Source organism: Schaalia sp. HMT-172 (genome assembly GCF_030644365.1).
Taxonomy (GTDB): Bacteria; Actinomycetota; Actinomycetes; order Actinomycetales; family Actinomycetaceae; genus Pauljensenia.
Window position 1 is genome coordinate 1896797 of sequence record NZ_CP130058.1, and the last position, 23963, is coordinate 1920759.

Genomic DNA, 23963 nt, shown 5'->3' on the forward strand with positions numbered 1-23963 from the left:
GAGCCTGTCATCACAATTCGCCCAAAGTGCAGACCACCTCGCTCCGATGAGGCGTTTTTCGCGACTTTTTACCGAGGTGGTCTGCACTTTGGGCGCTCTGCCGACTTTAGACCACCCTCAACAGCAAAGCCGGGCCACGCCCTCGCGCGACCCGGCCACTGCCTCGTTCAGAAATGATTAAACATTAAACCTGAACTCAACGACGTCACCGTCGTGCATCACGTAGTCCTTGCCTTCCATGCGGACCTTGCCGGCGGCCTTCGCGGCGGCCATGGAGCCGGCCTCGACCAGGTCGTCGTAGGAGACGACCTCGGCCTTGATGAAGCCCTTCTCGAAGTCCGTGTGGATGACGCCGGCGGCCTTGGGGGCGGTGTCGCCCTTGTGGATCGTCCAAGCGCGCGCTTCCTTCTCGCCTGCGGTGAGGTAGGTCTGCAGGCCCAGGGTGTCGAAGCCGACGCGGGCCAGCTTGTCCAGGCCGGACTCGTCCTGGCCGGATTCGGCGAGCATCTCACGGGCATCCTCGTCGTCCAGTTCGACCAGCTCGGCCTCGAACTGGGCATCCAGGAAGATCGCCTCGGCAGGCGCGACCAGGGAGCGCAGCTCGTCCTTCATCTCCTCGTTGTCCATCTCCGCGGCGTCCATGTTGAACACGAAAATGAAGGGCTTCGACGTCATGAGCTGGAAGGAACGCAGCGCGTCCTGGTCCAGCTTGGCGCCCTCGGGGCCAGACAACAGCTCGCCGCGCTCCAGCAGCTCCAGAGCCGCACGCGCGGTCTCAAGGATGATCGGCTCGGTCTTCTTGCCGCGCACCTCCTTCTCGAGGCGCGGGATCTGCTTCTCGATCGTCTGCATGTCGGCGAGGATCAGCTCAGTCTTGATGGTCTCAATGTCCGAGGCCGGGTCCACCTTGCCGTCGACGTGCACGACGTCGGGGTCCGAGAAGGCGCGCGTGACCTGGCAGATCGCGTCGGCCTCGCGAATGTTGGCGAGGAACTGGTTGCCCAGGCCTTCACCCTCGGAGGCGCCGCGCACGATGCCGGCGATGTCCACGAAGGACACGGTGGCGGGCAGGATGCGCTGGGAGCCGAAGATCTCCGCGAGCTTGTTCAGGCGCGGGTCGGGCAGGGGCACGACGCCGACGTTGGGCTCAATGGTCGCAAACGGGTAGTTCGCGGCGAGCACGGTCGCGCGGGTCAGGGCGTTGAACAGGGTGGACTTGCCGACGTTGGGCAGTCCAGCGATACCGATAGTAAGAGACACGCCCCCATCCTATCCGAGCAGACCCGGTGGTGTTGCCCTACTTCGTGTGGTTTGGCCCGGCCACACGCGGCGCGTGGGGGCGCGCGGGCGCCATTCCGGCGTTCTTCAGGTCGGCGCGCAGGTCGCGCGGCAGCGCGAAGGTCGTCGATTCGGTTTCGGTGCGGGCCACCTCGACGGTGGGGAATCCGCGCGCTTGCAGCCATTCGATGACGTCGCGCACCAGGATCTCGGGCACGGAGGCCCCCGACGTGAGACCCACGGTGCGAGCGCCCTCAAACCAGGCCTCCTGCAGTTCGTCGGCCTTGTCGACGCGATACGCGGAGCCCGCCCCTGCCTCGAGCGCGACCTCGACGAGGCGCACCGAGTTCGACGAGTTCGCCGACCCGACGACCACCATGACGTCCACCTGCGGCGCAATATGCTTGACGGCGCCCTGGCGATTCTGCGTGGCGTAGCAGATATCGTCCGACGGCGGGTCGATGAGCTGCGGGAAACGCTGACGCAGGCGGTCCACGGTCTCGCGGGTCTCGTCGACGGAGAGCGTGGTCTGGGAGATCCACACGACGCGCGAGGGGTCGCGCACGACGACGCCCTCGACCTCGTCGGGGGTGCCCACGACCTGAATATGCTCCGGCGCCTCGCCGAACGTGCCCTCGACCTCCTCGTGGCCCTGATGCCCCACCAGGATGATGTCGTAGTCCTCCTTCGCGAAACGCACGGCCTCGCGGTGAACCTTGGTCACCAGCGGGCAGGTCGCGTCAATTGTCGCGAGGTGGCGGGTGGCGGCGGCCTCGTGGACGGCCGGGGAGACGCCGTGCGCGGAGAAGACGACGCGCGCCCCCTCGGGCACCTCGTCGGTCTCCTGGACGAAGATCGCGCCGCGCTTGGTCAGCGACTCGACGACGAACTTGTTGTGCACGATCTCCTTGCGCACGTACACGGGCGCGCCGTACAGCTCCAGGGCCTTTTCGACGACGTCGACGGCACGGTCCACGCCGGCGCAGTATCCGCGGGGCGCGGCCAAGAGGATGCGGCCATTTCCCTCTCCGTGGGAGGCGGGCAGGGGGGAATCGGCGCTGGCACGCAGGTCGACGTTTTCGCTCATGCACCCACCCTAGCGCCCGGGGCGGCGGGGGTGCGCGCGCTCGTGGCAATCCCACACGCCCCTCATCGACGAGGCCGGGGCCCCTCCCGCTCTCGCGTGCAGGGTGAGAGAGCGGCCCGGGTGCCCCCTCGCGCTCACCCACCCCGGGCGCTGGGGCCGTCCACAGGGGCGTGGCGCGCCAGCGCGGCGGGGGCGCTCCTATGGCATGCTGAAGGACGTGACATCGCCTCATCGTCTCGCCGCGCCGCCTCCCGGCGGCTCGCCACAGCCTCGTCCGCCCGCCGCGAAGGCGGCCGACACGACGCGCGATAATCCGTGGCCGCTGCGCCGACTGACGGAAAACATCAAGGTGTACGTGGACCGCATGAGCCCCCTGTGGGTGGAGGGCCAGGTCGTCGAATACAAGGTGCGCCCCGGCGCGAAAATGCACTTTTTGACGCTGCGCGACCTCCAGACCGACACGTCGATGACGGTAACCGCGTGGGCGGGCGTCATGGACTCCACGCCGCTGACCGAGGGCGCGCGCGTGGTCACGCGCGTGAAACCCGTGTTCTGGGAGCGCTCGGGGCGCCTCAACCTGCAGGCCGCAGAGATACACCTGCAGGGCGTGGGCGACCTGTTGGCCCAGATCGAGGCGCTGCGCGCCCGCCTGGCGGCCGAAGGCCTGTTCTCTGACGCACGCAAGAAGCCGCTGCCGTTCCTGCCGCGCACGATCGGCCTGATCTGCGGGCGGGGCGCCAAGGCGGAGGACGACGTGGTCGTCAACGCGTCCGAACGGTGGCCCGCCGCGCGCTTCGAAATCCGCGAGGTTGCGGTGCAGGGCGACCACTGCGTGCCCGAGGTGGGCCGCGCCCTGACCGAACTGGACGCCATGGATGGCGTGGACGTCATCGTCATCGCGCGCGGCGGCGGCGCCGTCGAAGACCTCCTCCCCTTCTCCGACGAGCGCCTCGTGCGCGCCGTCGCGGGCGCACGCACGCCCATCGTCTCCGCGATCGGCCACGAGGGCGACTCTCCCCTGCTGGACCTCGTCGCCGACTACCGGGCCTCGACCCCCACGGACGCGGCCCGCCGCATCGTGCCCGACCGCGCCCGAGAGCGCGACGGCATCTCCCAGGCCCTCACCCGCATGCGCGGGGCGCTGGGCGCGCGCCTGGCGACGGAGCGCTCGAACCTGACGCTCATCGCGTCGCGCGCGGTCCTCCAGGGCCCGGAGGCCATCGTTGAGGGGCACCGAACGGCCCTCACGCAGCGCGTCACGGCGATGCGCTCGGCGATCGAACGCCGCCTCGCATCCGAACGCCAGCGGCTGACGCGCTCGCGCGCGACGCTGACCGCCCTGTCCCCGCAGGCGACCCTCGACCGCGGGTACGCGCTCCTGAAGACCCCGTCGGGCGCGCTCATCACCTCCTCGGCGCAGGTGAAGAAGGGCGACCTCATCGAAGGCATCCTCGCGTCGGGCCGCATGGTCGCCCAAGTCGTGGGTGCCACCAGCCCCACTCCTCCCACGGACGCACCCACTATCGACGCCTGACCTGCGCGGCCCGCCCCGGCCTCGTCCTCAGACCCTCTCACCCAAAGGAACACTGCCATGACCACGAACGACCAGCTCCCCGATCCCCAGTCCCTCGGCTACGAGGAGGCGCGCGACGAGCTCGTGCGCATCGTCCAAACCCTCGAGGGCGGGCAGGCACCGCTCGAGGACACTCTCACCATGTGGGAGCGCGGCGAGGCACTGGCGGCGCGCTGTTCTCAGATTCTGGACGGTGCGCAGGCGCGTCTTTCTGGACGCGCGACGCCCCCGACCCCCGAAGCACGCTAATCTACATTCTGTAAGTCCACTGACCCCCAAAGGCGAGGAGACACCATGACGGTGCAATCTGGCCCCCACATTCTCGCGATCGGCGAGGCGCTCATCGACGTCGTCATCACGTACGAGCAGCCCGACTTCCCCGTTGAGGTCCCAGGTGGCTCTCCCGCGAACGTCGCCCTGACGCTGGGTCGCCTCGGCCGCCCGGTGGCGCTGGCGACCTGGATCGGTCTGGACGAGCGCGGCCGCCTCATCGACTTCCACATGTACGATTCCGGCGTGCACGTCACCGGGGCCTCGCGCGGTGCCTCGCACACGTCGACGGCGCTGGCACGCCTGGACGAGTCGGGGGCCGCCTCCTACACCTTCGACCTGGAGTGGGCGCCGGCTCCACCAATCACCGTTCCGCCTACCGCTCAGATCATCGAGGCGGGCTCGATTTCGGCGATCATCGAGCCGGGCGCCTCCGCCGTTCTTGACGCGCTGACCCGCGGCCGCGAGCACGCGCTCGTGTGCTTCGACCCGAACGCACGCCCCTCGATCATGGGCGAACCCGAGGCTGCCCTCGCCTCCCTCGAGCGTTTCATCGCGCTGGCGGACGTCGTCAAGGTGTCGGATGAGGACATCGAGTGGCTGACGGGCGGCGCTCCCATTGACGAGGTCGTGGAGCGTTGGCTCGGCATGGGACCGGCGCTCGTCGTCGTCACGCGCGGCAAGCACGGGAGCCTCGCCGTCACCTCCTCGGGCCTGCGCTTCACGAAGACCCCGAGCGACGTCAAGGTCGTCGACACGGTCGGCGCGGGCGACTCCTTCATGGGCGGCATCATCGACGCCATGTGGGGGATGGGCCTGCGCGGCGCCGACGCGCGCGAGACTCTGCGTACCCTGCCCGAGGAGCAGGTCCGCGCGATCATCGACCGCGCGAGCGCCGTGTCCGACGTGACCGTGTCACGCAAGGGCGCGAACCCGCCTTGGGCGCACGAACTGTCCTGAGGCGCCTCCCCCACCAACGCGAGCGAGGCCGGTCCCCACAGCGGGGTCCGGCCTCGTTCAGTGTGTGCGTGCGCGCGATGTGGCGCGGGCCTACTTGCCCATGCGACGCTCGCGCTGGGCGTAGGAGCGCAGGGCACGCAGGAAGTCGACGCGGCGGAAGTCGGGCCAGTACACCTCGCAGAAGTAGTACTCGGAGTGCACGGACTGCCACAGCATGAAACCGGACAGGCGCTGCTCCCCCGAGGTGCGGATGACGAGGTCGGGGTCGGGCTGGTCCTTCGTGTACAGGTGGGCGGTGATGTCCGCGTCCGTGAAGGAGTCGGCGAGCTCGTCGAGGGTGCGTCCCTGGGCGGAGGCCTCGCGCATCATGGCGCGGACGGCCTCGGTGATCTCGTGTCGGCCGCCGTAGCCCACCGCGATATTGACGGTCATCCCCTGCACGTCCGCGGTGCGCGCGACGGAAGAACGCAGGTCCTCACCCACCTTCTCGGGCAGCAGGGCCAGGTCGCCGACGACCGCCAGCTTCCAGCGCCCCTGGTCGGCCAGGAGAGACACAGCCTCGCAGATGATGCGCAGCAGCTCGCCCAGCTCGCCCGCGTCGCGCGAGAGATTGTCGGTGGAAAGCAGCCACAGCGTCACGATGGAGACGCCCGCGTCCTCCGACCACTGGAGGAACTCGCTGATCTTGCCCGCGCCCGCGCGGTGTCCCTGGGAGGCCGTGGCACCCAGCGACTTCGCCCAGCGGCGGTTCCCATCCAAGATGACGCCGATATGTTTGGGCACGGCCGCGTCGGACAACTCGGCTTTCAGGCGACGCTCATACATGTCGTAGAGCATGTTCCACTGGCCCATGTTGTCCCCTTCTCGGTGTCACACCTTTCGGCGCGGCGTACTCTTATGAGATTAAGGGTATCGCGCCGTTGGTCACAGGGAAACAGAAATGCTCTCGCTGTGCGAGAACAAGGCGCATCCACAAACCTACGGCGTAGTAACCTACGGTGGCGTAAGAAGAGATGAGGGAACACGTATGAAGATCGCATCGCTCACGCCCAAACAGTGGGCAACCGGGCAGCTCGTCCAAATCAAGCCGAAGCTACGCGGATGGCTCCACCTGGCTGCCACCCCCCTGTCGCTCGCCGCGTCCATCGTCCTGGTGTGCCTGGCGCCCACGACCCCCACGAAGATCGGATCCGCCGTCTACCTGGCGTGCTCCCTCATCCTGTTCGGGGTCTCCGCCACCTACCACCGCTTCTACTGGGCGCCCCGCTGGGAGACCATGTGGAAGCGCCTGGACCACTCCAACATTTTCCTGCTCATCGCCGGCACCTACACGCCGCTGACCATCGCGCTCCTTACCCGCTCCGACGCCACCATCCTCCTGTCCGTCGTCTGGGGCGGCGCTCTCGCCGGCATCCTCCTCAACCTCTTCTGGCCCACCGCCCCGCGCTGGCTCACCACCCTCATCTACGTGGCCCTGGGCTGGGTCGCCGTCTGGTACCTGCCCCAACTGTGGGCGGGAGGCGGCCCCGCCGTCGTGTTACTCATCGTCGCCGGCGGCGTCCTCTACACGCTCGGCGCGATCGTCTACGGCATGAAGAAGCCCGACCCCTCCCCCACCTGGTTCGGCTTCCACGAAATCTTCCACGCCTTCACCGTGGCCGCGTGGGCCTGCCACTGCGTCGCCGTCTACCTGGCGGTCCTGGGCGGCTGACGCGCCACCGGCGCGGTCATGACCGTATCGGCGCGCGCAATGTTGCTACACTCGACACCGTGCGCGCCGACACTCCCGTGTCGGCGCTCAATGGACTGACACACGTCAATGGAGGAACCATGGCCGACACTCAGTGGCTCACGCAGGCACAATACGACCTGCTCGCAAACGAGCTCAAGGAACGCGTCGAGGTCAAGCGCGTCGAAATCGCCCGACTCATCGACGCCGCCCGCCAGGAGGGCGACCTGCGCGAGAACGGCGGCTACCACGCCGCCCGCAACGAGCAGTCGATGAACGAGACGCGCATCCAGGCCCTCCAGGACATGCTCGAACACGCCGAGGTCGGGGAGACCCCCGCTGACGACGGCATCGTCGAGCCCGGCATGGTCGTCACCGCCCTGGTGGCCGGCCGCGAGCAGACATTCCTCCTGGGGTCGCGCGACGCCGGCGGCGACCTGGGCATCCAGGTCTTCTCCGCCCAAGCCCCCCTGGGCGCCGCCGTCATCGGCCACAAGGCCGGCGACAAGCTCTCCTTCGAGGCCCCCACCGGCCGCATGATCGACGTCGAAATCCTCGACGCCAAGCCCTTCGAGGGCTGAGCCGAGGCGCGGGCGCAGCGCGGGCTACCGCGCGCCCCACAGACGCGAAGCGGGTCCCACCGACTGGTGGGACCCGCTCACGCGTGCGCGCCAGGGCGGCTCAGGCCTCCACGTGCGGAGTCGGAGGCTCCCCCGGCTTCTCCTTCTCAGGCAGCGGGGCCTGGGCGGTCGGCGCGGCCTTGTCCGCCTCCACGTGAAGCTCGACGTGAGCGTCCACCGACGCCACGGCCTCGTCCCCCTCAGATTCCGGGTGCGCCACGTAGGGGCGCGTGTCGGGCTTCCCCGCGTAGCTCGCCGCGATCTGCTCCTCGAGCATCCCCGGAGGGCCACCCGGGCGATCCTGAGCGGTAGCCAGCTCCGGCATCGGATCGTAGCCGTGCAGGTACATGACGGTGGCGTTGATGAAAGCGGCAATCGGCACGGAGAAAACCGCCCCGGCGATACCGGCGATCGCGGAACCCGCGGTGATGACCAGCATGACGGCCACGGGATGCAGGGACACCGCGTTCGACATCATGAAGGGCTGCAGGACGTTGGATTCGACCTGCTGGACCACCAGGATGATGACCAGCATAATGATCGCCTTCGACAGGCCGCCGTTCACGGCCGCCACCAGGACCGCGATGACGCCCGACGTCATGGCGCCCAGAATCGGCACGAACGCCGCGAAGAAGGTGATGACGCCGATCGGGATGGCGAGGGGCACCCCCAGGAAGAAGGCACCCAGTGCGATACCGGTCGCGTCGATCGCCGCGACCTGGATCTGCGTGCGCACGTAGGAACCGAAGGTCGACCAGCCGCGAATCGCGCTCTCATGGACGGGCACGCGCGCGGGGGCGGGCAGCAGACGCACGCACCACAGCCAGATGGAGCGGCCCTCCTTCAGGAAGAAGAACAGGCAGAACAGCATCGTCAGTGCGGAGGTGGCCAGCGTCCCCACCGAGGAGGTGATGTTCAAGGCACCTGTCGCCAGCGTTTCCTTGTTCGTGTTCAGCCAGTTCACCAGCTCGCTGCGCAGCTGCTCGGCGGCCTGACTCAGGACGGTCGTGTCAAGCTTGAGGGGACCGTTCTTCAGGTACTCGTTGTGCGTGATCGCATCCAGGAGCGCGGCGAAGCCCGCCGCGGCCTGCGACGCCAGCTGCGGGACCTGCTGGATGAGCTCGGCGGCCGCCTGACTGAGCGCGCCAGCGACGACCGCGAAGAAGACCAGCAGGCCGACGGTGGCCGCCAGGGAGGAGGGGAAGCGCAGCGTGCGGCGCATCCACGACACGAGAGGCTCAAGCAGGACGGTGATCGTCAGCGCGATCGCGACCGGCATGATGACGAGCGTCAGCCTGGCGGCGCCCCACAGGATCGCGGCGACCAGTCCCACGACGACAAGGGTGCGCCAGGAGAACGCGGCGGCCACGCGCAGGGTGCGCGGCACGAGGGCCGCGGCGTCACCCTCATCGGCGTGTTCCTCGCGCACGGACAGAAGGACGGGGGCGGGCTCCGGGTTCTGGGCGGCGTTCTTCGCGGGCAGCGCCGCGCTGAGTCGTCCCATCAGGTCGGATAGCTTCCAGCGGGGGTGTTGGGGTGCGTCGGCCACGGGCTCTCCTTTTCTCACGCCCCTAGGTTACCCGCGCTCCCCCCGTTTTCCGCCCCTCACGCGCTTGGCGCGCGCAGGTAGGGCGCTCGGTGGTGAAATGAAGGCATGAGATCACTGTTTTCGCTCGCGCGCACGGGGGTTCGCTCCTCCACTCACGCCGTGTTAGGTTCTTCGCTTGTCGACGAGGCCGGGGCAGGCCAGGAGGTCATCTTCCTGGCGGCGGGCTGTTTCTGGGGCGTCGAAAAAGCCATGTGGAACGCTCCCGGCGTCGTCTCGACGGCCGTGGGGTACATGGGCGGGCACACCCCCAACCCGACGTATGAGCAGGTGTGTTCGCATTCGACGGGCCACGCCGAGACCGTGCGGGTCCTCTTCGACACCGCGACCACGAGCGCCGCGGACCTGATCCGCCTGTTCTTCGAGATTCACGACCCCACGCAGGTGGGCGGCCAGGGCAACGACCTCGGCGACCAGTATCGTTCCGCGATCTGGACGACGACGCCGGAGCAGCTGCACGATGCCGTGGCGCTGCGCGACGCCTACCAGGAGGCGCTCACCGCTGCAGGTTTCGGCCCCATCCAGACGAGCATCGCCCCCGCGCCTCCCGAGGACTCCGACGCCCACTTCTGGTACGCGGAGGACTACCACCAGCAGTACCTGTTCAAGAATCCGGGCGGCTACGAGTGCCACGCGCGCACGGGCCTCGCCTGCCCGGCGCTGCCGCGCCAGTAGCGTGCACGTCGGGTCGCATGAAACGGGGGCGGGCCAACACACACGTGCTGGCCCGCCCCCGTTCTTCAGCTGCGATCAGTTCACGCCGAGGATGTCGGTGACGAACACCAGGGTCGCGCCGCCGGGGATGCCCGCCTGCGGGACGCCGCGGGCGCCGTAGCCAAGCTCGGCGGGGATGGACAGGAGCACGCGGTCACCCACGCGCTTGCCCACCAGGCCCTCATCCCAACCGGGGATGACCATGCCGACGCCAATCTGGAAAGACAGGGCGCCGCCGCGGTCGAAGGAGTTGTCGAAGTCGGTCGCCGAGCCGAAGACCGCGCCGTAGTAGTGGCAGGTGATCGTGTCGCCGGCCTCGACCTCCTGGCCGTCTCCGGCGCGCAGGACCTCGACGACGAGCTCGTCGGAGGGAGCGCCATCGAAGGAGAGGGCGGGCTTGCGGCCAAATTCGCCGGTGACAGAAATGTTCTCCATGGGTTCTTCCTTGGTGGGGTGAGTGTCGAGTGATGGACGAGCCGTCAGTTGCGGCGCATGAAGTACGACAGGATCTTGAGGAGCTCGAGGTAGATCCAGATGACGTCCGTCATGATCGCGAAGGTGCACAGCCACGAGTACTTCTCAGGCACGCCGGCGTTCACGCCAACCTTGACGGCGTCAAAGTCGCGCACGAGGCACAGGACACCGATGAACACAGCGAACAGACCAATGATGACGCCCAGCGGGATACCGAAGACCTGAATGTTGCGCACCATCGTCATGTCGACGGTGCCGGTGACCCCCAGCACGAAGCTGATGCCGTAGTAGATGGCGAAAGCGGTCGAGCCCAGGAAAGCCACGCGGGTCAGGGTCTTGGAGTTACGCACGAAGCCGAAACTGAACGCCGCAAGCGTCACGCCGATCACGATCAGGGTCGCCAGGACAGCCAGGACGACGACGCCCGGGTAGAGCGTCTCGAAAGCGAAGGACAACGCACCCAGCACGAAGCCCTCGAGCAGCGAGTAGGCGATGATCGCCCCGGGGCGCACCTTCTTCGAGAAGCGCACGAACAGGCCCAGGCCGAGGGTCACGGCGCACAGGCCGAGGGCGGTCACCATCGCCAGTGCGGGGACAATCACGCCGGTCATCCAGCCGACGACGGCGCCGGCCACCAGCAGGCCGAAGCACATGAGGGACTTGACCACGACGTCGTCGTAGGTCATGTGCCCACGGTCCACCGCGTCGGCGGCCGGGGCGTTCATCATCGCCTCATAGGAGGCCATCTGGTCCCCGTAGGCGCCCTGCTGGCCGTAGGCCTGCTCCTGGGGCATACCGTAGGCGCCCTGCTGGCCATACGCCTGGCCCTGCTGGGTCTCGTAGGGGTTCGCCTGGCCCCCATAGGGGTTGGGTGCCTGCTGCGCAGCGGGCTGATAACCGGGCATCGTGGGATATCCGGCGGGAGTCTGGGACTGAGCGGACCAGTCCTTCTGAATCGAGTTCATCACCGGGTTGGCCATATTTCCTCCTTGGTCAGTGATGTATTGCCTCTAGTGTCGCACGAGGCGCCCCCGCAGTGGGAAACATACCATTATGCGCGTAACGAAACTGAGGATCCACCCGGGGTACGCTCAGGCGAGCCCCGGCCACGGCCTCGTCCGTGCCGCGCGGATAGTACCCCCGGTGGGACTCGAACCCACAACACACCGATTTTAAGTCGGTTGCCTCTGCCAATTGGGCCACGGGGGCCAGACGCGAGTCCAGCCTACGGGAGGCCGGAGCCCGCATCAAGCCTGATCGATCATCGCCATCGCGATGCCGTCGAGGATGTCGTGCTCGGAGGTGACGACCTCGTCGATGGGGTGCCCAGCGCCGCTCGCGCGATCCAACACACGCGTCACGATGCGGCTCCAGATGAGCGCTCCGGCGGCGATGACGTCCTCGCGGCCCTCGGGCATAAACCCCAGGGAAGCCTTGACGGAGACCGGTTGGTCGACCATGAAGCGCACGGCCTCCTCGATCTGAGCGGCGCTCAGGCGCGCCCCGTGGATGCGTTCAGGCTGGTAGGAGGTGAGCCCCAGCGCCTGCGCGGTCAGCGTCGTCACCGTGCCGGCGACGCCCACGAGGGAACGCACCCGCGCCAGATCCACCGCCTTCTCCGCGCCGTCCAGCTGCTCGTCGATCCACGTGATCGCGCGCTCCTGCTCCGCCTTGGGCACTCCGCCCGCGGGGTCGACGTGGGCGAAAAACTTCTCCGTCACGCGCACCGCACCCATGTCGATCGACACCGCCTGCTTGACGCTCGTCGATCCCAGCACCAGCTCCGTCGAACCGCCGCCGATATCGACGACCAGCATGGGGGCGTCAACCCCCTCCCCGAGCCCGCCGACCGCGCCGTTAAAGGACAGAGAGGCCTCCTGCGTGCCGACGACCACTTCGGGTTCAACACCGATGACAGCCTCAATCTGGCGGACGAATTCAGCGCTGTTGGAGGCGTCGCGCGTCGCCGAGGTCGCCACGAAACGGGTGCGCGTCGCGCCCAGCTTCTCGATCATGCGCTGATACTCGACCGTCGCCTCCACCGTCCGCTCGATCGCGGCCGGATCCAGGTAGCCGCGTGCATCCACCCCCTGCCCCAGGCGCACGATGCGCATCTGGCGCGTCAGATCGGCGAGGCGGGGCCTGCCGTCCTCGCCGACGGTGGCGTCGGCAACGAGCAGTCGGATGGAGTTTGTTCCACAGTCAATGGCAGCTACGCGGGTCATCGCTTCGTTTCTGGTGGGTTCTTTCCCGGACGAGGCCGGGGCTAGCTCATGTGGGTGCGCTCAGCAGGAGCAGCGCGCGGTCGAAAACAGGTCGCGCTCCTCAAGCATGGCGAGCGCGCGATCGCCGATCGGGTTCACGCCCGGTCCCGCGGCCAGCGAGTGGCCCACGAGGGCGTGCAGGCACTTGACGCGCGTCGGCATGCCGCCCGCGCTCACGCCGGAAATCTCGGGGACGTCGCCCAGGGACAGGCGCGCATCGATGTAGGCCTGGTGGGCGCGCGCGTAGGCGACGCGCAGCTCCTCGTCGGCGGCGAGCTCCTCGTTCAGGGCGTCCATGACGTGCTCCGCCTCGAGGGTTGAGACGCCCTTCACCGCGGCCGGGTGCGTCAGGTAGTAGGTCGTGGGGAATGGGGTCCCATCGGGCAAGCGCGGCGCGGTGGCGACGACCGTGGGACGACCGCACAGGCAGCGCGCGGCGATGCCGACGACGCCTCGGGGCACGCGCCCCAGCTGCTCGCGCAGGACCTCGAGGTCCTCTTCGGTGGCGTCGGTGGTGTTAACGAGGCTCATTCTCCGCTTTCTTGGCCGGTGGTGGGCGCCTGGCCCGACTGGCTGGTGTCAGCCGACGGGATGGGCGTCGCGTTGGGCGGCTGATCCGCCTTCCCCACTAGGATAGCGAGCTGCTGCACCCAGGGCCGCGCGGGCCCCGTCGGCGCCGCGGCCGCAGCCATCGCGGAATCCTGGTATTGCGGCCCCGGATCCACGACCGTGTATTGAGTCTCACCCGGGCGCACGTACCCCAGGCGTTCACGCGCCTGCGTCGAGATGTAGTCCGGGTCGTTCCACAGGTCCAGCTGGCGCTGCATCTCCTCGTTGCGGCGCTGCTGCTCCGCGACCTGCGCCTTGATCTGGGCGAGCTCGCGTTCCTGCTGCCACCACTGGTACACGCTGGGCACCAGCATGACCGCGAGGATCGCGGCGACTGTCAGGACGACGACGAGGCGCGTGGAGATATCCAGGCCGCCGATCGACAGGACGGAGGCACCCTCACGGCCGCCCCGAGCGCCCTGGCGCTCCCGGGCGCGCTGCGCCCGCCGTTCCTTCGCAGAGGTCTTGCGCTCCGCGCCCGCCTCGGCCTTCCCAGCGTCTGCCTTCTTTCCCTTGCGCGCGCTCCGCGCCGAGGCCTCGTCCCCCTTCGCGGCCTTGGCCGCGGCCCTGCGCTGACGCGACTTTTCTGCGTTGATCTCACGCGTCGTGCGCGCTGCCTCCGACGTGGAGGAGCGACGACGCGAGGAAGGGCGGGAGGAAGGACGACGGCTAGCCATTCTTCTATCGTGCCCTATGAACGCACATTTGGCTCACCCCCACGCCGTGAAAAAACTCCGCGCGGACCCTTGCGGGCCCGCGCGGAGCTATGCGGCTAGTTGCCTAGGCTCACTTGAAGCGAGGGAAGGCAGAGCGGCCGGCGTAGACGGCGGCCTCGCCCAGCTGCTCCTCGATGCGCAGCAGCTGGTTGTACTTGGCGACGCGCTCGGAACGAGCGGGAGCACCGGTCTTGATCTGGCCGGAGTTGGTGGCGACGGCCAGGTCGGCGATCGTGGTGTCCTCGGTCTCGCCGGAGCGGTGCGAGGTCATCGTGCGGTAGCCATTGCGGTGCGCTTCCTCGACGGCGTCGAGGGTCTCGGTCAGCGAACCGATCTGGTTCACCTTCACGAGCAGCGCGTTCGCGGCACCCAGCTCGATGCCCTTCTTCAGGCGGGCGGGGTTGGTGACGAACAGGTCGTCGCCGACCAGCTGCACGCGGCCGCCGATCTCGGCGGTCAGGGCCTTCCAAGCATCCCACTCGTCCTCATCCAGCGGATCCTCGATGGAAACCAGCGGGTAGTTCGAGATGAGCTTCTCGTAGTACTCCACCATGTACTCGGTCGAGCGGCCTTCGCCCTCGAACTGGTACAGGCCGTCCTTGAAGAACTCGGAGGAGGCGACGTCCAGGGCCAGGGCAACATCTTCGCCCGGCTTGAAACCGGCCTTCTCGATCGCGGAGACGATCAGGTCGAGGGCCTCGGCGTTGGAGTCCAGGTTGGGGGCGAAGCCGCCCTCGTCGCCCAGACCGGTGGACAGACCGCGGTCCTTCACGACGCCCTTGAGCGTGTGGTAGACCTCGGCGCCCCAGCGCAGGGCCTCACGGAAGGAGGGAGCGCCGAGGGGGGCGATCATGAACTCCTGGATGTCAACGTTGGAGTCCGCGTGGGAGCCACCGTTGAGGATGTTCATCATGGGAACGGGCAGGACGTGAGCGTTGGGGCCGCCCAGGTACTTGTACAGGGGCAGGTCCGCGTACTTCGCAGCGGCCTTGGCGACGGCGAGGGAGACGCCGAGGATGGCGTTCGCGCCGAGCTTGCCCTTGTTGGGGGTTCCGTCCAGGTCAATCATGGCCTGGTCGATGTAGCGCTGATCGTCGGCTTCCTCACCGATGAGCTCGGGGGCGATCTGCTCGACGACGGCATCAACGGCGTCCTGGACGCCCTTGCCAAGGTAGCGGCCCTTGTCGCCATCGCGACGCTCGACGGCCTCGAACGCGCCGGTGGACGCGCCGGAGGGGACGGACGCGCGCGCAGCGGTGCCGTCCTCGAGGACGACCTCGACCTCAACAGTCGGGTTACCGCGCGAGTCAAGGATCTCGCGTGCACCAATGCCTTCAATAACTGCCACGTCATTCTCCAATCGATGTTGTTGCGTGGAAGCGGTCAGTACAACGGTAATACGGACCGCCATATGTGGTCACCCCCGATGAGGGGACGTTTTTCAATGTGGGACGAAGCGTCCCGCTGCGCGACGCCGGGCAAGCGACATTAGTCCCCGCCCGGTGTGAGCGAATGCTCACACAAGCGTCATCGCGTGGTGGTTCCCGGCGTGCCCCCACCCATCAGCGAGGAGACGTCGGGTTCCTTCTCGCCGGAGACCGCGTCACCGAACAGGGTCGGCTCGGCCTTGACGGACGAGACAGGGAAACGCGGGTTCAGGGTCGCAGTGCTCGAGCTACTGGCCTCGTTCATGACCTGGTTGACCTGAGCGGCAACAGTGGGGTTCATCTGCATGATGCCCGTCAGCTGATAGTTGATGAAAAGCGACGTCAGGGCCGCTCGCGTCGCGGGAGTCAGCTCGATGGGCTCGAGGTTCTGGGCTTTCGCTGCTTCCTGGTTCAGCTCGTTCATCACCTCGTCGCTCACGGTCACGCCGACGACGGCGCCACCGGCCAGGTACGCGTCCTCATTCATGATGGCGGCGCGAATCTGACCGTCGGAGTACATACGCCGTCCGCCAGTCAAAAAGCTGAGCTGCTGGGCGGCTTGATGAATGTCCGCGTTAGAGAACGTGACTCCCGACGAGGTGACCACGGCGGCACCGGGATGGGCGGAGCAGGCCCCCATTCCCAGTCCTGCGGCCGCGATGAGAGCGGCGGTCACCAGCTGACGTGTGTAGCGCACGAGCATTCCTTCCTCAGATGTGTTGCGACGCAATGGCACCAGTGTATTCCACCACAGGGCCTACTCGCCAAAAGGCACGAGAATCTTGGTCACCAGCGTCTCCACCCACTCCAGGAGAGGGCCGTCGGTGAGGGGAGATCCGCCGACGCGCGAGGTGAGCGGCAGGGGCACGAGGACCTGGCGGACGGCCGCCTTGATGACGGTGCCCGGGTGCAGGCGTTTGAGGCGCATGACCTGGGAATCTCGCAGTTCGACGGGCGAGACGCGCAGGTATTTGCCCTGCGTGACAACCTCGGTGATCCCGGCTCGGCGCACGATCTCACGCAGCCGTGCGACGGCGAAGAGCAGGTCGACCTGGGGCGGGATGGGGCCGTATCGGTCGACCAGCTCCTCGCGCACGTCGGCTTCCTGCTCGGGGGTGGTCGTGGCGGCGATCTTCGCGTAGACCTCGAGGCGCAGGCGCTCACCTCGCACGTACCCCTCGGGGATGTGCGCGTCGACCTGCAGGTCCATGCGCACGTCGGTCTTCTCGGCGGGCGCGTCGCCGCGGTAGGCGGCGACCGCGTCGGAGACCATGCGCACGTACAGGTCGAATCCGACGCCCTCGACGTGGCCGGACTGGGCCCCTCCCAGGAGGTTGCCGGCGCCTCGGATCTCGAGGTCACGCTGGGCGACCGCCAGGCCCGCGCCCAGCTCGGTGTTCGCGGCGATCGTCTTGAGGCGCTCGTGAGCGGTCTCGGTGAGCGCCTTGTCGCCGGGGTAGAAGAAGTACGCGTAGGCTCGTTCGCGGCCTCGCCCGACGCGCCCGCGCAGCTGGTGGAGCTGGGACAGGCCGAAGGTGTCGGCGCGGTCCACGATGAGGGTGTTCGCGTTGGAGATGTCCAGGCCAGTTTCGACGATGGTCGTGCACACGAGGACGTCGAACTCGTGGTTCCAGAAGTCCTGGATGACGGCCTCGAGCTGATGCTCGTTCATCTTGCCGTGGGCGGTGCGCACGCGCGCCTCAGGGACCAGCTCGGCGATGTGGGAGGCGACCGAGGAAATCGAGTCGACGCGGTTGTGCACGTAGAACACCTGCCCATCGCGCAGGAGCTCGCGCCGGATTGCGGCGCTGACCTGTGCGTCCGTGTAGGCACCGACGAAGGTCAGGACGGGCTGGCGTTCCTCCGGCGGTGTCTGGAGGATCGACATCTCACGGATGCCGGAGATCGCCATCTCGAGGGTGCGCGGGATGGGGGTGGCCGACATGGATAGGACGTCCACGTCGGTGCGCAGCGCCTTGAGAGTCTCCTTGTGTTCGACGCCGAAGCGCTGCTCCTCGTCGATGATGACCAGGCCAAGCTTCTTGAAGGAGACGGTGCCGGTCAGCAGGGAATGTGTGCCGATGACCAGGTCGACCTCGCCCGAGGCCAGCCCCGCCTTGACCTCCTCGGTCTCCTTAGGCGTCGAGAAGCGCGAGAGGGTGCCGATGCGCACGGGAAACCCGGCGTAGCGCTCAGCGAAGGTTTCCGCATGCTGGGTGACCAGCAGGGTCGTGGGCACGAGGACGGCGGCCTGGTAGCCGTCCTGGATGGCCTTGAAGGCGGCGCGCACGGCGATCTCGGTCTTGCCATAGCCGACGTCGCCGGTGAGCAGGCGGTCCATGGGGACGGGCTTTTCCATGTCGGCCTTGACCTCGTCGATGGTGACGAGCTGGTCGGGGGTCTCCACGTAGGGGAAGGCGTCCTCAAGTTCGCGCTGCCAGGGCGTGTCGGGCCCGAAGGCGTGGCCCTTGGTCTGCTGGCGCACGGCGTACAGGCGGATAAGCTCCTTGGCGACCTCGTTGACGGCCTTCTTTGCGCGCGCCTTGGTCTTGGCCCAGTCGGCGCCGCCCATCTTCGTCAGGGTCGGTTCGTCGGATCCGGTGTACTTCGAGATCTGGTCCAGGGCGTCGGTGGGCACGAAGAGCCGGTCGGCGGGCTGGCCGCGCTTGGAGGGCGCGTATTCGATGACCAGGTAGTCGCGCGTGGAGGCGGCGTCCCCGCGCCCGATCATGCGCGAGACCAGCTCGATGAAGCGCCCGATGCCGTGCTGGTCGTGGACAATGTAGTCCCCGGGGTGCAGGGTCAGCGGGTCGACGCCCTTGCGCCTGCGCGAGGGCATGCGCCGCATGTCGCGCGTGGAGGCGCCGACGCGCCCGGTCAGGTCGCCTTCGGTGAGGATCGCGAGTTTCAGGTGGGGCGCGACGAATCCGACGCCGGCCTGCGCGGTCGTGATGGTGACGAGGCCGGGGTCGGGGCGTGCTTCCACGCTGTCCGCGAGCGCGGCCGGGCACGAGGCGTCGGTGAGGATGGAGCGGATGCGTCGGCCGGGGCCGGGGCCTTCGGTGGTGACAACGATGCGCCAGCCGTCGCGGGCCAGGTCGGTGAGGTCGGCGGCGGCGCGGGCGAAGTCCCCGCGGTAGGGGTGCACGTCGCGGGCTCCCACGCGCATGAGGGTGGGCGAGACGACGACGGGCGCCGGGCCTCCCTGACCCGCGGCCCCGGCCTCGGCCTCGTCGATGGCGGAGGCAAGGTCGGCGGGCGGCAGGTCGGTGAGCTCCCACCAGGGGCGCGTCCCGCTCCCCCACAGCTCGCTCAGGTCGAGGAACGAGGCCTTGGAGGCCTCGAGGGGAGTGTCGGCTCCCCCGGCGGCGGCGCTCCACGCGGCGGCGAGGAATTCCTCGGTCGTGGCGACCAGGTCGGCGGCGCGGGCGCGGATGCGTTCGGGGTCGGAGGCGAGGATGGGGGCGCTTGCCGGGAGCAGGTCAAGGAGGGATTCCATGCCGCCCACGAGGATGGGGGCCAGCGATTCGATGCCGGGCGCAGCGATCCCCTCGGCGGCGAGGCTGAGCATCTCGGCGGCGCCGGGCAGGCGGTCGGCGGCCTCGCGGGCGCGGGCGCGCACAGCTTGGGTGAGGAGGAGTTCGCGGCAGGGCACGGCCCACACGCCGTCGGTGGCCTCGCCGAGGGTGCGCTGGTCGGAGACGGAGAAGGCGCGGATATCGTCAACTTCGTCGCCCCACAGCTCCACGCGCAGCGGGTGGGCTTCCTGGGGTGGGAAGACGTCGAGGATGCCGCCGCGCACGCTCATCTGGCCGCGGCCCTCGACCATGTCGACGCGCTCGTAGCCGAGCTCGGACAGGCGGTTCGTGACCTCGGTGAGGTCCATGATGTCACCTTTGCGCACACGCACGGGTTCGAGGTCCGCCAGGCCGGAGATAATCGGCTGGAGGAAGGCGCGGATGGGCACGACGAGGACCGAGATCGGGCCGGCGCTGTCGTCGCCCTCGATGGGGTGGACGAGGCGGCGCAGGACGGCGATGCGGCGCGCCATCGTGTCGACCTGGGGCGAGAGGCGCTCGTGGGGCAGGGTCTCCCAGGCGGGCAGCATAGCTACGCCCGGGATCCACGAGGCCAGGGCGTTGGTCAGCGTCTCCGCGTCGCGTCCGGTGGCCGTGAGGACCACAAGCGGCGTGGCCGCACGGGAGGACACGGCCGCGAGGAGCGGCGGCCGGACGCCGACGGGGGCGACGATCACTCCCGAGCGGCCGGCCTCGATGGAGTCCGTGGCCGTCTCGATCGCGGGATCGGTGGAGATGTCCGGGAGGAGTCCGGTAAGTAGCACGCGCTGCCTTTCGCGGTGAGGGTATGCGGCGATGCCCCAGGGCGCCGCCGCGATCAGGACCCGGTGTGTAGGGCCATCTGGGTGGGGGCAAATCCCTTGGTCACGATGTCTTCGACGACGTCGGCGGCCTGCTCGAAGGTGACGTCCCAGTCGGGGCGCTCCTTGGAGGGCAGGGCGGCCAGCACGTAGTCGGCGGGGTCCATGCGCCCCGGGGGACGCCCGACGCCGATGCGCAGGCGCGCGTAGTCTCGGGTGCCCAGGTGCTGGGTGAGGGACTTCAGGCCGTTGTGACCGCCCTCTCCCCCGCCGACCTTGAGGCGCAGCGTGTGCGCGGGCAGGTCCATGTCGTCGTGGATGACGAGGATGCGCGAGGGCTCGATCTTGTGGAAGGAGGCAAGCGCGCTGATCGGCCCGCCGGAGGTGTTCATGTAGCTGTCGGAGCGCGCCAGGATCACGCGCGGTCCGGGCACGCCGCCGGGGCCGATCCCGAGGCGAACGTCGGCCGTATGCGTGCGCGAACGGTGCGATGTCAGGGTCGCGCCGTCGCGCGAGGCGAGCACGTCGAGGGTCAAGTACCCGACGTTGTGTCGGGTGGAGGCATACTGCGCGCCGGGGTTACCTAACCCGACGACGAGCCACGGTCCGTCAGTCGTCATACTCCGATTGTGCCACCCGCGCCGAGAGCATGTCCCACTGGGGGGCATCCTCAACGACGGGGGCTGCCTCACGTCGGGACTTGGCCCATGCGTCGGCGAAGAGCTGGGCCCACTTGGCGTAGGCCGCCGAGTTGGGGTGGAAGAAGTCCGCGGCGTGGTAGGCGAAGGTGTAGGTCGGCAGGGAGTATTCCTGCGTGAGGGAGCGCAGGTCGACCAGGTGCGCGTCGCTGTCGGCGACCGCGGCGCCGATGCGGTCGGACATGTCCTGCGCGCGGCTTTCCTGCGGCATGATGCCGAAGGAGGGGATGGTGGAGACGAGGGCGTGCGCGGGCAGGAAGCCGAGGACGCGGCGCAGACGCTCCTCGAACTGGCCGGGGGCCATGTCCTCTGCCATCACGTCGTTGCCGCCGATGGTCAGGGTGACCAGGTCGGGACTCCAGGGGCCGTCCAGGAGGCCCAGGCCACGCATCTGGGGGACCTGGGTGAGCTCGACGGACTCGATGGTGGCACCCGACAAGGAGAGGTTGAGCAGGAGGACCTCGCGGTCCAGCTGGGCGTTGATCGCGGAAGCCAGGCGCGCCGGGTAGGACTCGGTGATGCGCGAGGCACCCATGCCCTGCACGGAGGAGTCGCCCAGCGCCACGATCAGGTAGGGGCGCTCGCCCTCGGGGTGCTCGTCGAGCTGACGGAGGCGGTCCAGGGTCGCCAGGTTGTGGTTCTCCCACGCCTTGCGGTAGTCACCGCGCTGGGAGTCCAGGCGCAGGAGCCGCCCAATCGCCACGCCGCCGCCGAAGAGGCTCGCACCGCCTGCCGCAGCGCCCGCTACCTGCCATGCCCGTTTGCCGATCCCCATGTTGCATCCTTCCCGCGTTCTCGTTGCTTCCTCAAGTGTAACGAGGCCGGGGCCGGTGCTTCAAATGCTGAAGCACCGGCCCCTTGGTTTGTCTCAGATCGCTCAGCTCAGACGCCCGGCCGGCGCTCCCGGGAGAGCACGGATGAAGTGAGGAGGCTCCCAGCCACGCTGCGCGTAGGCGCTCGCCACGGCCTGGGCGACACTCAGGACCGCGTCCGCATCCACAAGCGCGATCGCGCTGCCGCCGAAGCCGCCGCCCGTCATGCGGGCGCCATGAGCGCCCGCCGCCCGAGCCGCATCCACGGCCACATCCAGTTCCTCGCACGACACTTCATAGTCATCACGCAGCGAATCATGCGAGTCATTCATGAGAGCACCCGCCACCTTCAGGCGCGTCCCCTCCAGCAGCCCCTCGTCAAGCAGATCAATGAACGCCCGCGTGCGCGCAATCTCGGACACGACGTGGCGGGTGCGCGCCGCCAAGCGCTCATCACCCAACGCGGCCATAGCCTCGTCCAAATCCTCCACGTCCACGAGCTGCTCGACACCCAACATCCGCGCCGACTCCTCACAATCCGCGCGGCGCGACCCGTACTGACCATCCGCCAGCGAGTGCTTCGCGCGGGTGTCGATGACGAGGAGCTCCAAGCCGACCGCGCTCAGGTCGAAGGGGACCTGACGCGTCGACATGTCGCGGCAGTCGAGGGCCAGCGCGTGGCCCTCCCGGCAGCGCAGCGACGCCGTCTGATCCAGGCCGCCCGTGTTCGCGCCGGCGACCTGATTCTCCGCAGCGCGCGCCGCGTCGACGAGCACCTTGCGCCCCTCGTCGCTGGGGGCCTCGATCGTGCCGGCCAAGCCGAGGGAGCACACCTCGTCCAGGGCGACCGCCGTCGCACACTCAAGCGCGGCGCTCGAGGAGAGGCCGCCACCCAGAGGAACGCACGACCACAGGGCCGCGTCGAAACCGGGCAACGGGCCATATCCGGCTTGCTCAAGCGCCCACGCAACGCCAGCCAGGTACGCGGTCCAGTGGTTCGTCACCTCACCGGGCGTCCCCTTCGGGCCGATCACATCCAGATCGAGGACATCCACCGCGTCGCGGGTCTGCGGCGAAATCAGCCGAATCGTTCGATCCTCGCGGGGCGACAACGCCACGTAGGCGCGGTGCGGGAGGGCAATCGGCAGGCACGGGCCGCCGTTATAGTCCACATGTTCACCAATGATGTTCACGCGCCCGGGCGCACTCCACACGCCCGAAGGCTCGTAGCCAAACGCCTCACGGAACAGGTTGGCGGCCTGTGCGGCCCCATCGGCGGGGGTAGCAGCGTCGGCCCACACGAGATCACTCACACGATCCTCCTTGGTCTCACTCCCACAAGGCTACGTGAACGCCCTCACACCCTTCAAGCGCTATAGCCTCACCACGCTCACCCCGCCGCCCCGGTACAGTGGAGCCACCACATTCGCGACACAGGCAGGCCCCATGTTCCTCCCCCAACGACTCCCCGGCCAAGACTGGCTCGGCGTCGTCGTCGCCATCCCCGAACCCTGGGTCTCACAGCTGACTGACCTGCGCCTACGCCTCGGCGACCTCGCCGGCTCGCGCATCCCCGCGCACATCACCCTCATGCCGCCTACGCCCGTCGCCCGCGACGCGCGCGCCGACGTCATCGACCACCTGCGCACGATCGCCGCCCGGCACGCGCCCTTCCGCATCACCCTATCCGGCACAGATTCGTTCCGGCCCATCTCCAACGTCGCCTTCATGACCCTGGCCGAGGGCGCCGACGCCTGCATCGACATCGCCGAGGAGATCCGCTCCGGCCCCCTCGACCACGAGACGCGATTCCCCTACCACCCGCACGTGACGCTGGCACAGGACGTCGACGACATCGCCCTGGATCTTGCGCTCGACATCGGCGCCACCGTCAAGGCCTCGTGGATCGTCCCCGGCTTCCGCCTGGACCGCATCGACCCCTCGGGCATCTACTCCTCGATGGCACTCTTCGACTTCGACGCCTCCGGACACTGAGGCACTATTGGCCAGACTGTCGCACACTCTTTTCACTGCCCGCTTTCCGCACGACCCGATCCCTGTCCACCTGCTTTCCACGCGGCACGATCCCTGTCCACCTGCTTTCCACGCGGCACGATCCCTGTCCACCTGCTTTCCACGCGGCACGATCCCTGCCCACCCGCTCATCGCACGCTCATCACCCGCTGGTGTTCCGGGCGCCGGAAGCCCCGGCCGTGGGGCCGGACTGCTTGGTGTGCCCGTGGGCGGCGGCCCGCCCGCGAGCCGTCCGCGCCGCGAGCTTCGCTCGGTGCGTCGTCTCGAAGCCCGGCCAGGCCCCGCCACCGCCCACGGGCACCGCAGCCAGGCCTTCCTGTCCCTCCGGCGCCCTCCACACCGGCGCTCTCCTTACTGCGAGTAGCCAGCCCAAGCCACACCACCATCTGCAAGCACCGCCAGGACCCACAACCCCATCTTCGGGGCACCATCCGGATAGGTTGCGCGCACGCGGATAGGTTACGCACATCCGGATAGGTTATTAAGCTATCCAGATGCTCACTACCTATCCAGATGTTCGTTTCCTATCCGGATGCGTATTGTCCCCGGGGGCAGCCCCCATCATCGACAAGCGCCAAGGCCAGCCCTACCCATTCCGCATGCAATTCCCTCGCGACTACTTCAAATTCTGAAGTCACACTGTTGGAATTGCAACGTTTCCAGCGATTGTCGAAACTTCACTCAAGTGAATTGCATGCGAAATTTTGGAAAACA

At 68.2% G+C, this 23963-nt stretch carries 23 protein-coding genes and 1 tRNA gene; 7 read left to right on the forward strand and 17 right to left on the reverse strand.

The window, feature by feature from the left end; genetic code table 11:
* Positions 1-177: 177 nt before the first annotated feature.
* Together ychF and QU663_RS07920 are read right to left on the reverse strand one after the other, a co-directional pair.
* Positions 178-1260, reverse strand: a complete 1083-nt coding sequence (gene ychF, locus QU663_RS07915) for a redox-regulated ATPase YchF (RefSeq protein WP_021610920.1) — start codon at positions 1258-1260, stop codon at positions 178-180.
* A 37-nt stretch (positions 1261-1297) separates the two neighbouring features.
* Positions 1298-2365: a 4-hydroxy-3-methylbut-2-enyl diphosphate reductase gene (locus QU663_RS07920; protein ID WP_021610921.1), complete on the reverse strand. Its 1068-nt coding sequence runs from the start codon at positions 2363-2365 to the stop codon at positions 1298-1300.
* 205 nt (positions 2366-2570) lie between these two features.
* Here QU663_RS07920 and xseA point away from each other — a divergent pair, with 205 nt between their 5' ends.
* From xseA to QU663_RS07935, 3 genes are read left to right on the forward strand one after another with little or no spacing between them, the layout of a single operon-like run.
* Positions 2571-3899 (forward strand): exodeoxyribonuclease VII large subunit, encoded by a 1329-nt coding sequence (gene xseA, locus QU663_RS07925; protein ID WP_034480325.1) that lies wholly within the window; start codon positions 2571-2573, stop codon positions 3897-3899.
* A gap of 57 nt (positions 3900-3956) precedes the next feature.
* The gene (locus tag QU663_RS07930; protein WP_021610924.1) at positions 3957-4187 is read left to right on the forward strand and encodes an exodeoxyribonuclease VII small subunit; all 231 of its coding nucleotides are present in this window, start codon (positions 3957-3959) and stop codon (positions 4185-4187) included.
* A 45-nt stretch (positions 4188-4232) separates the two neighbouring features.
* The gene (locus QU663_RS07935) at positions 4233-5168 is read left to right on the forward strand and encodes a carbohydrate kinase (protein ID WP_021610925.1); all 936 of its coding nucleotides are present in this window, start codon (positions 4233-4235) and stop codon (positions 5166-5168) included.
* Between the two features lie 90 nt (positions 5169-5258).
* On the opposite strand, the gene QU663_RS07940 is transcribed toward QU663_RS07935, so the two are convergent.
* Positions 5259-6020 (reverse strand): isoprenyl transferase, encoded by a 762-nt coding sequence (locus tag QU663_RS07940; RefSeq protein WP_009057648.1) that lies wholly within the window; start codon positions 6018-6020, stop codon positions 5259-5261.
* Between the two features lie 175 nt (positions 6021-6195).
* On the opposite strand from QU663_RS07940, the gene QU663_RS07945 reads away from it, so the two are divergent.
* Together QU663_RS07945 and greA are read left to right on the forward strand one after the other, a co-directional pair.
* On the forward strand, positions 6196-6879 hold the full coding sequence (locus QU663_RS07945; RefSeq protein ID WP_021610926.1) for a hemolysin III family protein: 684 nt from the start codon (positions 6196-6198) through the stop codon (positions 6877-6879).
* 119 nt (positions 6880-6998) lie between these two features.
* On the forward strand, positions 6999-7478 hold the full coding sequence (gene greA / locus QU663_RS07950; RefSeq protein ID WP_021610927.1) for a transcription elongation factor GreA: 480 nt from the start codon (positions 6999-7001) through the stop codon (positions 7476-7478).
* A gap of 100 nt (positions 7479-7578) precedes the next feature.
* Here greA and QU663_RS07955 read toward each other — a convergent pair whose 3' ends face one another.
* A complete protein-coding gene (locus QU663_RS07955) occupies positions 7579-9021 on the reverse strand; it encodes an AI-2E family transporter (protein WP_021610928.1) in 1443 nt (480 codons plus the stop codon).
* Between the two features lie 150 nt (positions 9022-9171).
* Here QU663_RS07955 and msrA point away from each other — a divergent pair, with 150 nt between their 5' ends.
* On the forward strand, positions 9172-9798 hold the full coding sequence (gene msrA / locus QU663_RS07960; protein ID WP_021610929.1) for a peptide-methionine (S)-S-oxide reductase MsrA: 627 nt from the start codon (positions 9172-9174) through the stop codon (positions 9796-9798).
* A 75-nt stretch (positions 9799-9873) separates the two neighbouring features.
* Here the strand turns inward: msrA and QU663_RS07965 are convergent, their stop codons facing one another.
* The 12 genes from QU663_RS07965 to galK form a co-directional block, all read right to left on the reverse strand.
* On the reverse strand, positions 9874-10272 hold the full coding sequence (locus QU663_RS07965) for an FKBP-type peptidyl-prolyl cis-trans isomerase (RefSeq protein ID WP_021610930.1): 399 nt from the start codon (positions 10270-10272) through the stop codon (positions 9874-9876).
* 44 nt (positions 10273-10316) lie between these two features.
* Positions 10317-11291: a Bax inhibitor-1/YccA family protein gene (locus QU663_RS07970; RefSeq protein WP_021610931.1), complete on the reverse strand. Its 975-nt coding sequence runs from the start codon at positions 11289-11291 to the stop codon at positions 10317-10319.
* A gap of 155 nt (positions 11292-11446) precedes the next feature.
* A tRNA-Leu gene (locus QU663_RS07975) sits at positions 11447-11520 on the reverse strand.
* A 38-nt stretch (positions 11521-11558) separates the two neighbouring features.
* Positions 11559-12536, reverse strand: a complete 978-nt coding sequence (locus QU663_RS07980) for a Ppx/GppA phosphatase family protein (protein WP_021610932.1) — start codon at positions 12534-12536, stop codon at positions 11559-11561.
* Between the two features lie 60 nt (positions 12537-12596).
* Entirely contained in the window at positions 12597-13106 is a 510-nt protein-coding gene (locus QU663_RS07985; RefSeq protein ID WP_021610933.1) for a DUF501 domain-containing protein, read from the reverse strand.
* On the reverse strand, positions 13103-13861 hold the full coding sequence (locus tag QU663_RS07990; protein ID WP_021610934.1) for a septum formation initiator family protein: 759 nt from the start codon (positions 13859-13861) through the stop codon (positions 13103-13105). Before QU663_RS07990 ends, QU663_RS07985 begins: the two co-directional genes overlap by 4 nt.
* 109 nt (positions 13862-13970) lie before the next feature.
* Complete coding sequence (gene eno, locus QU663_RS07995; RefSeq protein WP_034480333.1) at positions 13971-15248, reverse strand: phosphopyruvate hydratase; 1278 nt, start codon at positions 15246-15248, stop codon at positions 13971-13973.
* A 179-nt stretch (positions 15249-15427) separates the two neighbouring features.
* On the reverse strand, positions 15428-16030 hold the full coding sequence (locus QU663_RS08000) for a hypothetical protein (protein ID WP_021610935.1): 603 nt from the start codon (positions 16028-16030) through the stop codon (positions 15428-15430).
* 54 nt (positions 16031-16084) lie between these two features.
* Positions 16085-19669, reverse strand: a complete 3585-nt coding sequence (gene mfd, locus QU663_RS08005; protein ID WP_021610936.1) for a transcription-repair coupling factor — start codon at positions 19667-19669, stop codon at positions 16085-16087.
* A 53-nt stretch (positions 19670-19722) separates the two neighbouring features.
* Entirely contained in the window at positions 19723-20325 is a 603-nt protein-coding gene (pth, locus tag QU663_RS08010; RefSeq protein ID WP_009056130.1) for an aminoacyl-tRNA hydrolase, read from the reverse strand.
* Entirely contained in the window at positions 20315-21178 is an 864-nt protein-coding gene (locus QU663_RS08015) for an SGNH/GDSL hydrolase family protein (RefSeq protein WP_021610937.1), read from the reverse strand. Before QU663_RS08015 ends, pth begins: the two co-directional genes overlap by 11 nt.
* Positions 21179-21280: 102 nt before the next feature.
* A complete protein-coding gene (gene galK, locus QU663_RS08020) occupies positions 21281-22528 on the reverse strand; it encodes a galactokinase (RefSeq protein WP_021610938.1) in 1248 nt (415 codons plus the stop codon).
* A 133-nt stretch (positions 22529-22661) separates the two neighbouring features.
* Between galK and QU663_RS08025 the strand changes: the two genes are divergently transcribed.
* Positions 22662-23210: a 2'-5' RNA ligase family protein gene (locus QU663_RS08025; RefSeq protein ID WP_021610939.1), complete on the forward strand. Its 549-nt coding sequence runs from the start codon at positions 22662-22664 to the stop codon at positions 23208-23210.
* Between the two features lie 181 nt (positions 23211-23391).
* Here the strand turns inward: QU663_RS08025 and QU663_RS08030 are convergent, their stop codons facing one another.
* The gene (locus tag QU663_RS08030; protein WP_304990545.1) at positions 23392-23589 is read right to left on the reverse strand and encodes a hypothetical protein; all 198 of its coding nucleotides are present in this window, start codon (positions 23587-23589) and stop codon (positions 23392-23394) included.
* Positions 23590-23963 lie beyond the last annotated feature (374 nt).

Coding starts and splice junctions, on each gene's coding strand:
- QU663_RS07920 (WP_021610921.1), bottom strand. CDS start 2,365: ATGAGCGAAAACGTCGACCTGCGTGCCAGCGCCGATTCCCCCCTGCCC.
- xseA (WP_034480325.1), top strand. CDS start 2,571: ATGCTGAAGGACGTGACATCGCCTCATCGTCTCGCCGCGCCGCCTCCC.
- QU663_RS07930 (WP_021610924.1), top strand. CDS start 3,957: ATGACCACGAACGACCAGCTCCCCGATCCCCAGTCCCTCGGCTACGAG.
- QU663_RS07935 (WP_021610925.1), top strand. CDS start 4,233: ATGACGGTGCAATCTGGCCCCCACATTCTCGCGATCGGCGAGGCGCTC.
- QU663_RS07940 (WP_009057648.1), bottom strand. CDS start 6,020: ATGGGCCAGTGGAACATGCTCTACGACATGTATGAGCGTCGCCTGAAA.
- QU663_RS07945 (WP_021610926.1), top strand. CDS start 6,196: ATGAAGATCGCATCGCTCACGCCCAAACAGTGGGCAACCGGGCAGCTC.
- greA (WP_021610927.1), top strand. CDS start 6,999: ATGGCCGACACTCAGTGGCTCACGCAGGCACAATACGACCTGCTCGCA.
- QU663_RS07955 (WP_021610928.1), bottom strand. CDS start 9,021: ATGGGACGACTCAGCGCGGCGCTGCCCGCGAAGAACGCCGCCCAGAAC.
- msrA (WP_021610929.1), top strand. CDS start 9,172: ATGAGATCACTGTTTTCGCTCGCGCGCACGGGGGTTCGCTCCTCCACT.
- QU663_RS07965 (WP_021610930.1), bottom strand. CDS start 10,272: ATGGAGAACATTTCTGTCACCGGCGAATTTGGCCGCAAGCCCGCCCTC.
- QU663_RS07970 (WP_021610931.1), bottom strand. CDS start 11,291: ATGGCCAACCCGGTGATGAACTCGATTCAGAAGGACTGGTCCGCTCAG.
- QU663_RS07980 (WP_021610932.1), bottom strand. CDS start 12,536: ATGACCCGCGTAGCTGCCATTGACTGTGGAACAAACTCCATCCGACTG.
- QU663_RS07985 (WP_021610933.1), bottom strand. CDS start 13,106: ATGAGCCTCGTTAACACCACCGACGCCACCGAAGAGGACCTCGAGGTC.
- QU663_RS07990 (WP_021610934.1), bottom strand. CDS start 13,861: ATGGCTAGCCGTCGTCCTTCCTCCCGCCCTTCCTCGCGTCGTCGCTCC.
- QU663_RS08000 (WP_021610935.1), bottom strand. CDS start 16,030: ATGCTCGTGCGCTACACACGTCAGCTGGTGACCGCCGCTCTCATCGCG.
- pth (WP_009056130.1), bottom strand. CDS start 20,325: ATGACGACTGACGGACCGTGGCTCGTCGTCGGGTTAGGTAACCCCGGC.
- QU663_RS08015 (WP_021610937.1), bottom strand. CDS start 21,178: ATGGGGATCGGCAAACGGGCATGGCAGGTAGCGGGCGCTGCGGCAGGC.
- QU663_RS08025 (WP_021610939.1), top strand. CDS start 22,662: ATGTTCCTCCCCCAACGACTCCCCGGCCAAGACTGGCTCGGCGTCGTC.